The following is an 11,564-nucleotide window of genomic DNA, read 5'->3' on the forward strand; positions in this document are numbered from 1 at the left end:
GGTGGGGTCGGTTATAATGCTCGCTGGCGGGCCCCTGCGCATTGTGGCATGGTTTACCTGGTCAGGTCGGGAACGAAGCAGCCAAAGCCGTTCACCGCAAGTGCCGCAGATCAGGCTCGCCTCTTTCACCTCTCTCCTTATCCTCCCGTTGGTCTTGAATGCATCTGCTTACTGCAGAGCTGCATTGTCGCGTGCCGCCGGGTCGTGCTGTTGCCGGGTGTGCCATGGAATGTTCGCCGCAAGCGCCAACTGCGGTAAAATCCCGGCATGTCCTATCAAGTCCTCGCCCGCAAATACCGTCCCAAGAACTTCGAAACGCTGGTCGGCCAGGAGCACGTCGTCCGTGCCCTGAGCCATGCGTTGAAAACGGGCCGCCTGCACCACGCCTACCTGTTTACCGGGACGCGCGGGGTCGGCAAGACGACGCTGTCGCGCATCCTGGCCAAGTCGCTCAATTGCGTCGGCCCGGACGGGCAGGGCGGCATCACGGCCGAGCCTTGCGGCGCCTGCGAAGCCTGCCGCGCGATCGACGCCGGGCGTTTCGTCGACTACATCGAAATGGATGCGGCGTCCAACCGCGGCGTGGACGAGATGGCCCAGCTGCTGGAGCAGGCGGTGTACGCGCCGAGCAATGCGCGCTTCAAGGTCTACATGATCGACGAAGTGCACATGCTCACTAACCACGCGTTCAATTCGATGCTCAAGACGCTCGAGGAACCGCCGCCGCACGTCAAGTTCATCCTCGCGACCACCGACCCGCAGAAGATTCCGGTCACGGTGCTGTCGCGCTGCCTGCAGTTCAACCTCAAGCAGATGCCGCCTGGCCACATCGTCGGCCACCTCGAGAACATCCTCGGGCAGGAAGGCGTGGCCTTCGAACAGCCGGCCCTGCGTCTGCTGGCGCAAGGCGCCCACGGTTCGATGCGCGACGCGCTGTCGCTGACCGACCAGGCGATCGCCTACGCCGCCGGCCAGGTTACCCTGGCAGCGGTGCAAGGCATGCTGGGCGCGCTCGACCAGTCCTACCTGGTGCGCCTGCTGGACGCGCTGCTGGCGCAGGACGGCGCCGACCTGATGGCGGTAGCCGACGAGATGGCCAGCCGCAGCCTGTCGTACAACGGCGCGCTGCAAGACCTCGGCACGCTGCTGCACCGGATCGCGCTGGCCCAGTCGGTGCCCGCGGCGGTGCCGCAGGATTTGCCGGAACTGAACGACATCCTGCGCCTGGCCCAGGCCTTCGATGCGCAGGAAGTACAGCTGTACTACCAGATCGCGGTGCACGGCCGCAACGAGATCGGCCTGGCGCCGGACGAGTATGCGGGCTTCACCATGACGCTATTGCGGATGCTGGCCTTTCGCCCCGGACAGGGGGGCGCCGAGCACGTCGCCGCACCCGCCGCGGTAGCGGCGGCACCGGCCGCACGGGCGGCGGCAGTGGCCGCGGCCAGCCATGCGGCGGTGGCGCCGGCACGCCCGGCTCCACCCCCGGCGCAGCCGCAGCAGGTCCAGCCGCCACGCCCGGCAGCGCCGGCCCCGGCAGCATCGGCGCCGGCAGCTGGCGCCCCACCGGCCATGACCTCGGCGCGCGCCGCCATCAATGCGGCGCTCGAGGCCGCCCGCGCGGCATCCGGACGTCCCGGCGGGGGAGGCGCGCGCCGCCCGGAGTCGGCGCCACCGCAGGCATCCGCACCCGCAGCCGCACCTGCTGCGGCCCCGGCGCCGGCCGCGCCACCGCCATCGGCCGCGGGGCCGTCGGGCGCGATGCAGGCGCCGCAAGCTGCGCGGCCGGCGGCCACCGGCACGCCGCCCTGGGAAGCGGGCGGCCAGGCTGCGCCCGGCGCCACGGCGCAAGCGCAGCCGCAGGCAGGGACGCAAGGACATGCGCAGGCCGCGGCGGACGACGAGCCGCCGTCCTGGGTCACCGAATTTTCCGACGATACGGCGGTCGCTTCCGAAGCGCCGGCCGCAGTCACTGCACCCGCGGCCGCGCCGGTGCGGGCCCCGGCCGCGCCGCCGCACGCCTATGTCGTCACGCCGGTCCCGAGCATCGGCTGGGACGGCAACTGGCCGGCGCTGGCCGCCGGCCTGTCGCTGCGCGGCGTGTCCCAGCAGCTGGCGCTGCAGACCGAACTGATCGAATGCGTGGCGCACGAACAGGCCGCGACTTTCCGCCTGCGCGTGCCGGTCGACACGCTGCGCGCCAGCGGCAACAGCGAAAAGCTCACCGCGGCGCTGCAGGAACGCTTCCCCGCGGTGCGCATCAGCCTCGATACCGAGATCGGCCCGGTCTGGTATACCGCCGCGGCCGAGGCCAAGGCGGCGCGCGAGGAGCGCCAGCGCCAGGCCGAAGCCGTGGTCGCCGCCGATCCCTTCGTGCAGGCGATGGAGCACACCTTCGGCGCCTTCATCGTGCCGGGCTCGGTGAAGCCGGCCGCGGCCTGATTCGCTACCTAGATCACTAACCCATCCGGAATTTTTTGGAGAAACCGACCATGATGAAAAACCAGCTCGCAGGCTTGATGAAACAGGCGCAAGCCATGCAGGACAACATGAAGAAGGCGCAGGAACAGCTGGCCCTCGTCGAAGTCGAAGGCCAGTCCGGCGCCGGCCTGGTGAAGGTCGTGATGACCTGCAAGAACGACGTCAAGCGCGTCACCATCGACCCGTCGCTGCTGGGCGACGACCGCGACATGCTGGAAGACCTGGTCGCGGCCGCGTTCAACGACGCCGTGCGCAAGGCCGAAGCCACCGCCGCCGAGAAGATGAGCGGCCTGACCGCCGGCATGCCGCTGCCGCCCGGCTTCAAGATGCCGTTCTGATCGCGGCAGCGCCATGTCCAGGTCGCTCGATTTCCTGACCGAGGCGCTGCGGCGCCTGCCCGGCATTGGTCCGAAGTCGGCGCAACGCATGGCCTTCCACCTGCTGCAGCATGACCGCGAAGGCGCGGCCATGCTGTCGCGCGCGCTGTACCAGGCGGTGGACACGGTCCACCACTGCGTGATGTGCAATACCTTTGCCGACACCGAAGTCTGCGACCTGTGCGCCGACGAGGCGCGCGACCGCGCGCTGCTGTGCGTCGTCGAAACGCCTGCCGACCAGATGATGATCGAGCAGACCATGACCTACAAGGGCCTGTACTTCGTGCTGATGGGACGGCTCTCGCCGCTCGACGGCATCGGCCCCCGCGACCTGCACCTCGACAAGCTGGTCGGGCGCGCCGCCGATGGCGAGGTCGCTGAAGTGGTGCTCGCAACCAACTTCACCAACGAGGGCGAAGCCACCGCCCACTACATCAGCGAGATGCTGAAGGCGCGCGGCCTGAAGGTCAGCCGGCTGGCGCGCGGCGTGCCCGTGGGTGGCGAACTCGAGTATGTCGACGCCGGCACGATCGCGCGCGCCATGCTGGATCGCCGCAGCGCATAATTCCGGCAAAGGCGACTGGTAGCGAGTTCCGCCGATGCCTGTGCGTGCGCGCAAGCATCGTCGGCAGACCGCTGCTATGTTGGTTCTTTCAGCGGGCTTCACATGCATCTTGTCGACATCACGATGTTCTACGCTGCGGAGGGCGGCGGCGTCAGCACCTACCTGAATGCCAAGGCGCGCTGGCTCGCCCGCTACGGCTGGGCTCGCCATACCATCCTCAGTCCCAACGTCGACGATGACGAAACACCGAGCCTGGTCCGGGTGCCGGCAGTGTCGCTGCCCGGCATCCACGGCTACCGCATGCCGGTCTCGGTGGCCGCCGCCGCCCGGCGCCTGCGCGCGGCCCAGCCCGACCTGATCGAAGCAGGCGACGCCGGCCACAGTGCCTGGGCGGCGCTGCGCCTGCGCCAGCGGCTCGGCATCCCTGCCATCGCCTTCTACCACTCCGACCTGCCGCGGCTGGTGCTCAACCGCTTCGGCGAGACGATCTCCCTCGGTACCTGCAAGTACCTGGCGCACCTGTACCGCGAGTTCGACACCGTGCTGGCGCCGAGCCGCCTGATGGTGCATCAGCTGGCCGACATGGGCGTGACCCATGCCCTGCACCAGCCGCTCGGCATCGACAGTGAAACCTTCCACCCCAGCCGCCGACGCGACAGCCTGCGCGCCGAGCTCGGCCTACCGGAAGACACGCGCCTGCTGGTCTATGCCGGCCGCTTCACCGCAGACAAGAAGCTCGACGTCCTGATCGAGGCCGTGCGCAGGCTGGGCAAACCCTACCACCTGCTGCTCGTCGGGGGTGGGGCAGAGCTGGCCCAGCATGCGCGGCTGAGCTTCATGCCCTTCAAGCGCGACCAGCGCGAACTGGCCGCCGTGCTGGCAAGCTGCGACGTGCTGGTCCACCCGGGCGACTGCGAAACCTTCGGTCTCATCGTGCTCGAGGCGATGGCCTGCGGCTTGCCGGTGGTGGCCACAAACGGGGGCGGGGTGGCCGAGCTGGTCGACGACCAGACAGGCATCCTGGCGCGTCCCAACGACGCCGGCAGCCTGGCCGGCGCCATCGAGGCCATCTACGGACGCGACCTGGTGCGCCTGAGCACCAATGCGCGACGCAAGGCACACGAGCACTACGACTGGAGCCGGGTGTTTCCGCAACTGATGCACCGCTACGGCAGCCTGCTCGCTGCTCGCCCGGGAACGCAGCGTGCGCTGGAGCACTTCTGCGTTCCAGACTGACATGGACGGGGAGCCTGGCGCGCATTCAGCCAAATCTGCAGCCGGGGGCGCAGGCATGGAACGCAAACCGGCCCTGTGCGTCTCGATCCACGACGTCGCCCCGGTCACCTGGCCCCAATGCGCCCGTCTTGCCCAGGCCCTGCGCGAGGTGGCGGATGTTCCGCTGACCTGGCTGGTGGTGCCCCACTACCATCGCGCCGGCGGCGACCTGGCGCAAATGGAGGCAGGGCTGGAATGCGCGCTGGCGCGCGGCGACGAGCTTGCGCTGCATGGTTTCACCCATCTGGATACCGCCCCGCAAGGCGCCGGCCTGCGCCAGCGTTTCCTGCGCGGTGGCTACAGCCACGAAGGTGAATTCGCGGCCCTGCCGGCCGCCGAAGCGGCGCGGCGCATCCAGCGCGGGCTCGACTGGTTCGCGGAACGCGGCTGGCCGGTGCGCGGCTTCGTGCCGCCGGCCTGGCTGATGGGCGTGGGGGCGTGGCAGGCATTGCGCGCGTTCGACTTCGACTACACCACCACCTTCCCGCGCTTTCACCTGCTCCATGGTGGCGCCGGCGGCGCGGGCGGCGCCGGCGCATCGGTCCTGTCGCCGTCGCTGGTCTACGCGGCGCGCAACCGCGGCGGCCGGCTGGCTTCGCCGCTGCTGGCGGACGTGCTGGCGCTCGCACTGGCGCGCGGTCCGCTCATCCGATTGAGCCTGCATCCGCCGGACGTACGGCATTCGCGGCTGCTGCGCCATGCGCAGGCCACGGTGGCACGGCTGCAGGCGACGCACACGGCGATGACCAAGGCAGCGTTCGCAGATCGACTATCGGCCGCCGGTCGTTACCAGTACGGACCCCAGTAACCTCCGCCCCGCCAGTGGCGCGCACCCCACCCGCCGTAGTAGGCGGGACCGGACTGGCGCAGTTCTTCGCGCGTACTGAGCTGCAGCACGCAACTGCGCCACTGGTCACTGTTCGGGGCGTAGCCGAGACGGGAGCAGGCCGGACCATAGATGGTCATTTGCTCGGCCATTTCCGCCTGCATGCGCTCGGCGCGTTGCTGCGGCGTGGAGCAAGCCGCGAGCGTCAAGCTCATTGCCACTACCGCACACTTTGTCAGATGCATGATCTACTCCTATACCCGCCGTGCCGGCGATCCGGTTCAAGTATACGACTGCACTTGGGGACGCGTCCTGCGTAAATCAACCGTGCTTGACTCCGCATGCGCATAACAGTTCCGGTTCGCCGGGAAATCCTGTTTTCTGGCAAGATACGCCCAAAATAACAAGAAGAGGAGAGTAAAAGTGTGGCAGCGTCGTTGGACAAGCTGGACCCTGCGCGGGCTTGCGGGATTGCTGGGGCTGGCACTGCTCGCACTGGCCGCGGTCTGGCTGTACCTGCACGCCAGCCTGGCCCAGCTCGATGGCGAGCGCAAGGCGCCCGGGCTGGCGGCCGCGGTGACGGTGGCGCGCGACGCTGCCGGCGTGCCCCTCATCAGCGGCGCCAGCCGCGCCGACGTGGCCTATGCCACCGGCTTCGTCCACGCCCAGGAACGCTTCTTCCAGATGGACCTGCTGCGCCGCACCGCCGCCGGCGAGCTGGCCGAGCTGTTCGGACCGCGCGCGCTGCCGCTCGACCGTTCGCGCCGCCTGTACCGCTTCCGCGCCCGTGCGCAGCTGGCGCTGGCGCGCTTGCCGGACAACGAGCGCGCACTGCTGGATCGCTATGTTGCCGGCGTCAACGACGGCTTCAAGGCGCTGCGCGCCCAACCCTTCGAATATGCGCTGACCGGCACCACGGCCCGCCCGTGGCGCGCGGCCGATTCGCTGCTGGTCATCTGGGCCATGTACATCGACCTGCAGGGCAGCCAGGAAGCGCGCGAACTGGCGCGCGGCTGGCTGCGCGCCAACAGCGATGCCGCACAGCTGGCCTTCCTGCTGCCGGAGGCGAGCCGCTGGGATGCGACGCTCGACGCCGGCGTTGGCGTGGCAGCTGCGGCGCCACCGGCGGCCGCGCTGCCGCCAAGGGCCCCGGCCTGGTGGGGCGCAGCCGCCGACAAGCCGCGCCAACTGGCCGGCGCCGCCGTCACCGATTCGGTCGGCAGCAATAACTATGCGGTGGCCGGCAGCCGCAGCACCAGTGGCGCGGCCATCGTCGCCGGCGACATGCATCTCGGCCTGCAGCTGCCGAACATCTGGTACCGCCTGGCGCTGCGCTTCCCCGACCCGAAGGGGGGCCACCCAAAGGGTGGCCCGCGGCGCCTGGCCGGGGTCAGCCTGCCGGGCGCGCCACCCACGATCATCGTCGGCAGCAACGGCCAGGTGGCCTGGGCGTTCACCAACGGCTATGCCGACCTGGTCGACCTGGTGGCGCTCGGCCACGATGCCGCCCGTCCCGGACAGGTGCGCCTGCCTGGCGGCTGGGAGACCCCGGCCAGCCACGTGGAGCTGATCGCCGTGAAGGGCGAAGCGCCGGAGCGCTTCGTGGTGCGCGAGACCTCGCTCGGCCCGATCCGCACAGCCGGCGGGCGCGAGTACGCGGTGCACTGGATCGCGCACGACCCTGGCGCGATCAACCTGAACCACCTGAAGCTGGAGACGGCGGGCAGCGTCGATGAGGCACTGGCGATCGCCGCCATCGACGGCATCCCGGCGCAGAACTTCGTGGCGGGCGACGCGCGCGGCAACATCGGCTGGACCATCGCCGGCCTGCTGGCGCAGCGCGCCACGGCGCCGCTGGCCAGCAGCTTCCCGCTCGAGGACGGCGTGCCCACCTGGAGCGCGGCGCTGGCGCCGGAGCGCTATCCGCGCGTGGTGAATCCGGCCGGCGGCCAGATCACCACCGCCAACAGCCGCCAGCTGATGGGGGAGGGCGCCGCCCTGATCGGCGACGGCGGCTTCGACATCGGCGCCCGCAACCGCCAGCTGGCCGAAGGCCTGCGCGCACTCGGACCCAGGCTGGACTTGCGCCAGGCCTGGAACGTTGCGCTCGACGACCGCGCCCTGTTCATCGGACACTGGCGCGAGCGTCTATTGGCAGCGCTCGACCCCGCCGCCCTGGCCGGGCAGCCGCGGCGTGCCGAATTCCGCCGCCTGCTCGAGACGAGCTGGGACGGCCACGCCAGCGTCGGGTCGGTGGGCTACCGGCTGGCGCGCAACACCATGTGGGCATTCAACGAGCTGCTGTTCGGCCGCGCCAACAAGGCGATGGGGGCGCTCGACCCGAAGGCGACGCTGGCCAGCGCCACCACCCGCTGGCCCGACGTGGTCGCGCGCCTGCTCGACACCCGTCCGGCCGGCTGGCTGCCGCCCGGCTACATCGACTGGCGTTCGGTGGAGCTGGCCGCGGTCGACCGCGTGATCCTGGACCTGACGAAGGACGGCCAGCCGCTGGCGCAGGCCACCTGGGGGCAGCGCAATACCGCCGCCATCGCGCATCCGATCGGCATGGCGATCCCGATCCTGGCTCCGCTGCTGGGCGCGCCGGCCGACCAGCTGGCGGGCGACGCCAACATGCCGCGCGTGGCGGGGCCGAAGTTCGGGCAGTCGGAGCGCCTGGTGGTGTCGCCCGGGCGCGAGGAAGAGGGGCTGTACAACATGCCGGGCGGGCAGAGCGGGCATCCGCTGTCGCCGTTCTTCCTGGCGGGGCACGCGGAATGGGTGAAGGGGGAGCCGGTGCCCTTGTTGCCGGGGGCGGCGAAGCACACGCTGCGTTTCATACCGTAGGGTGGGCGGCACAGCCGCCCACGCGTTCAAATCACGGCAATGTTGCCGGCGCGGCTGTTCTAATGGTTGCTGAACGCGTGGGCGGCACAGCCGCCCACCCTACGAACAGCGCTTATGCCAGCGTCGTCACTTCGCCGGCAGCAGGAGCGGCGCCTGCAGCATGCCGGTAATGGTATCGGCACTCGACGGATGCCCCAGGAAGTAGCCCTGCACCATATCGCAGCCGTACTGCTCGAGCAGCAGCAGCTGTTCCCCCGTCTCGACGCCCTCGGCCACCACCACCATCTTGAGTCCGTGCGCCATCGCGATGATGGCGCGCGTGATGGCCGCGTTCTCCGAGTCCTGCGGCAGGCCGTTGATGAAGCTGCGGTCGATCTTCAGCGCGCGCACGTCGAAACGCTTCAGGTAGTTCATCGACGAGTAACCGGTGCCGAAGTCGTCGATCGACAGGTACACGCCGATGCCGCGCAGCTGTTCCAGCGTGGCCAGGGTGGCGAGTGCATCGTCCATCAGCGTGCCTTCGGTCAGCTCCAGTTCCAGCAGGCGCGGCTCGAGGCCGGCATCCAGCAGGGCCGAGTGCACCATCTGCGACAGGTTCTCGTCCTTGAACTGCTTGGCCGACAGGTTCACCGCCATGCGCAGGTGGCGCTGCGCCTGGCGCTGCCAGAGCCTGGCCTGGCGGCAGGCGGTGCGCAGTACCCACTCGCCGATCGGCACGATCAGGCCGGTCTCTTCGGCCAGCGGGATGAATTCGGTCGGCGGCACCAGCCCGCGTTCCGGATGGCGCCAGCGTACCAGCGCCTCGACCCCGACGATCTCGGAGGTGCGCACGTCGCGTTGCGGCTGGTAGACCAGGTACAGCTCGTCGTTCTGCAGCGCCTTGCGCAGCCCGACCTCGAGCTTCACGTGGCTCATGATCTGCATGGTCAGCGAGGAGCTGTACAGCTTCGCGTTGTTCTTGCCGCAGTTCTTGGCGTGGTACATCGCGGTGTCGGCGAACTTGAGCAGCGAGCCGCAATCGTCGCCGTCCTCGGGGAACAGCGAGATGCCGATACTGGCGGTGACGAAGATCTCGTTGCCCTCGATCAGGAAGGGGCGGCGCATCGCTTCCTTGACCCGATGCGCCACGTTCAGCGCATGCTCGACCCGTTCCAGGTCCGGGATCAGGATGGTGAACTCGTCGCCGCCCAGGCGCGCCAGGTTGGTCGTGTGGTCGGTCTTTGCGGATCCATCGCCGCGCGACACCAGGTCGCTCGGGCGGGTGGTTTCGCGCAGGCGCTCCGATACCATCTTGAGCAGGGCGTCGCCGGCGTTGTGGCCGAGCGTGTCGTTGATGCGCTTGAAGGCGTCGAGGTCCATGAACAGCACCGCGAACTTCTTGTTGCCGATCTTCGAGCGCTGCAGCTCGCGCTCCAGGGTTTCGAGGAAGGCCTGGCGGTTCGGGATGCCGGTCAGGCTGTCGCAGTAGGCGAGGCGCCGGATCTGCTCTTCGGCGCGCTTCCTTTCGCTGATGTCGCGCACCAGGCCGAGCACCTGCGAGTCGCTGGTGGCGACCAGCCGCGCTTCGAAGTGCTGCACTTCGCCGCAATGTTCCAGCTCGTATTCGACCGAGCGCACCTGCTGGGTGGCCAGCACGGTGCGCATCTGCTCCAGCATGCGCCCGGCAATCTCGGGCGGCAGCACGTCGGTAATGTGCTTGCCGACACAGGCTTGCGCATGCAGCGGCGTCGTCGCCGCCCGGCGTCCCGGCCGGATCTGGCCGGGACGCTCCAGGCCCGGCCTGGCGTGGCCCGGCTCGTAATCCAGGTAGAAACCGTCGCGATCCAGCCGGAAGAAGGTGTCCGGAATGGCTGCCAGCACCGCGCGGTTGTGGGCGTCGGCGATGCGCAGGCGCGCGATGGCGTCGCTGGCGCGCAGCACGTACAGTACCCGGTGGCCGAGGATCGGCCAGTTGATCGGCTTGGACACGAAGTCGGTGGCGCCGGCTTCGTAGGCGCGCGTGACCGCCTCCAGGTCGTCGCCGCCGGTGACCATCACGATCGGCACGCTGGTACCGTCGGCCTCCAGCGCCCGGATCGCTTCGCAGGCCGCAAAGCCGTCCATGCGCGGCATTTCGACATCCATCAGGATCAGGTCGGGCGCGCGCGAACGCGCCAGTTCGACGGCAAGCGCGCCGTCGGCCGCCTCGATCGCGTCCAGCCCAACCTGGGCCAGCATCTCGAGCATCAGCATGCGCATCACCGGGTCGTCGTCGGCGACCAGGACCGTTCCGCGCTTGGGTGGAGAAGAAGGCATCTCAGGTTTCCTTTTCAAGCATGGCGTGGAGCGAATGGCGCACGGTCTGGAATTCGTGCTCCATGTCGGTGAGGATGCGGTCGGCGCCAGTGATGTTGTCGGCGCGACCCAGTTGCTCGAGTTCCTTGCACAGCGTCGCCAGGCGCGCGGCGCCGATGTTGGCACTGGCCGACTTCAGGCTGTGGGCGACGCGGCGCACGCTACCGGCGTCCATGCCGTCGACCGCCTCGCGCAGCGTGGCCAGGTGGCGCGGGGTGTCGCCGACATAGGCGGCGATGACTTTTTGCACCAGCGCATCGCCGCCGTCGCGGCTGAGCGCCCGGATGTTGTCGAGCGCGACCCGGTTGACGGCCTCGCGCTGGATCACCTCGACCGTCTCGGGCGGCAGGCGCGGCGGCGCGTCGAGGTGGTGGCTGGGGGCCGTCAGCGGCACCGTGACCCAGCGGCCGATCACGGCTGCCAGCTGCTGCTGGGTGAAGGGCTTGGACAGGTAGTCGTCCATGCCGGCGGCCAGGCAGGATTCGCGGTCGCCCTGCAGCGCATTGGCGGTGATCGCAATGACCGGCAGCGTGCGTGCGCGGCCCGCCTCGCGTTCGTGGCGGCGGATCGCGCTGGTGGCGGCGAAGCCGTCCATCACCGGCATCTGGCAATCCATCAGCACCGCGTCGAAGCTGCCGGCGCGCACCGCCTGCAGCGCTTCCTGGCCGTTGCGCGCCGCCTGGACCTCGATGCCCAGGCTTTCCAGCATCGCCCTCGCGACTTCGACGTTGACCGGGTTGTCCTCGGCCAGCAGCACGCGGCGCGCACCCGCACGCGCAGCCGGACGGGCGGCAGGCGCGGAAGCCGCGCCGGCTGCGGCCGGCCTGGCGGCAGCGCGGTCCTGGAGCGCCGCCGCTGCGCC

Annotated in this window: 9 protein-coding genes and 1 other RNA gene; 7 read left to right on the forward strand and 3 right to left on the reverse strand. The window is 69.6% G+C overall.

Features of this window, described 5'->3' with window-relative positions; genetic code table 11:
* Window positions 1–25 precede the first annotated feature (25 nt).
* From ffs to AC56LU_RS20785, 6 genes are all read left to right on the forward strand, one after another.
* An RNA gene (gene ffs, locus AC56LU_RS20760) (signal recognition particle sRNA small type) lies at window positions 26–124 on the forward strand.
* A 143-nt stretch (window positions 125–267) separates the two neighbouring features.
* Entirely contained in the window at window positions 268–2,442 is a 2,175-nt protein-coding gene (locus tag AC56LU_RS20765; protein ID WP_497177509.1) for a DNA polymerase III subunit gamma/tau, read from the forward strand.
* A 50-nt stretch (window positions 2,443–2,492) separates the two neighbouring features.
* Complete coding sequence (locus AC56LU_RS20770; protein ID WP_497177510.1) at window positions 2,493–2,819, forward strand: YbaB/EbfC family nucleoid-associated protein; 327 nt, start codon at window positions 2,493–2,495, stop codon at window positions 2,817–2,819.
* 13 nt (window positions 2,820–2,832) lie between these two features.
* Entirely contained in the window at window positions 2,833–3,423 is a 591-nt protein-coding gene (gene recR, locus AC56LU_RS20775; RefSeq protein ID WP_497177511.1) for a recombination mediator RecR, read from the forward strand.
* A gap of 102 nt (window positions 3,424–3,525) precedes the next feature.
* On the forward strand, window positions 3,526–4,659 hold the full coding sequence (locus AC56LU_RS20780; RefSeq protein WP_497177512.1) for a glycosyltransferase family 4 protein: 1,134 nt from the start codon (window positions 3,526–3,528) through the stop codon (window positions 4,657–4,659).
* 55 nt (window positions 4,660–4,714) lie between these two features.
* On the forward strand, window positions 4,715–5,506 hold the full coding sequence (locus AC56LU_RS20785; RefSeq protein ID WP_497177513.1) for a DUF2334 domain-containing protein: 792 nt from the start codon (window positions 4,715–4,717) through the stop codon (window positions 5,504–5,506).
* Here the strand turns inward: AC56LU_RS20785 and AC56LU_RS20790 are convergent.
* On the reverse strand, window positions 5,485–5,769 hold the full coding sequence (locus AC56LU_RS20790; protein WP_497177514.1) for a hypothetical protein: 285 nt from the start codon (window positions 5,767–5,769) through the stop codon (window positions 5,485–5,487). The two genes, AC56LU_RS20785 and AC56LU_RS20790, sit on opposite strands and share 22 nt — an antisense overlap.
* Window positions 5,770–5,947: 178 nt before the next feature.
* On the opposite strand from AC56LU_RS20790, the gene AC56LU_RS20795 reads away from it, so the two are divergent.
* Window positions 5,948–8,368 (forward strand): penicillin acylase family protein, encoded by a 2,421-nt coding sequence (locus tag AC56LU_RS20795; protein ID WP_497177515.1) that lies wholly within the window; start codon window positions 5,948–5,950, stop codon window positions 8,366–8,368.
* A 126-nt stretch (window positions 8,369–8,494) separates the two neighbouring features.
* Here AC56LU_RS20795 and AC56LU_RS20800 read toward each other — a convergent pair whose 3' ends face one another.
* On the reverse strand, window positions 8,495–10,663 hold the full coding sequence (locus AC56LU_RS20800; protein ID WP_497177516.1) for a putative bifunctional diguanylate cyclase/phosphodiesterase: 2,169 nt from the start codon (window positions 10,661–10,663) through the stop codon (window positions 8,495–8,497).
* Between the two features lies 1 nt (window position 10,664).
* A partial coding sequence (locus AC56LU_RS20805; RefSeq protein WP_497177517.1) for a response regulator occupies window positions 10,665–11,564 on the reverse strand: 900 nt, incomplete at its 5' end.

Source organism: Telluria sp. PB2R4 (genome assembly GCF_059685695.1).

Coding starts and splice junctions, on each gene's coding strand:
- AC56LU_RS20765 (WP_497177509.1), top strand. CDS start 268: ATGTCCTATCAAGTCCTCGCCCGCAAATACCGTCCCAAGAACTTCGAA.
- AC56LU_RS20770 (WP_497177510.1), top strand. CDS start 2,493: ATGATGAAAAACCAGCTCGCAGGCTTGATGAAACAGGCGCAAGCCATG.
- recR (WP_497177511.1), top strand. CDS start 2,833: ATGTCCAGGTCGCTCGATTTCCTGACCGAGGCGCTGCGGCGCCTGCCC.
- AC56LU_RS20780 (WP_497177512.1), top strand. CDS start 3,526: ATGCATCTTGTCGACATCACGATGTTCTACGCTGCGGAGGGCGGCGGC.
- AC56LU_RS20785 (WP_497177513.1), top strand. CDS start 4,715: ATGGAACGCAAACCGGCCCTGTGCGTCTCGATCCACGACGTCGCCCCG.
- AC56LU_RS20790 (WP_497177514.1), bottom strand. CDS start 5,769: ATGCATCTGACAAAGTGTGCGGTAGTGGCAATGAGCTTGACGCTCGCG.
- AC56LU_RS20800 (WP_497177516.1), bottom strand. CDS start 10,663: ATGCCTTCTTCTCCACCCAAGCGCGGAACGGTCCTGGTCGCCGACGAC.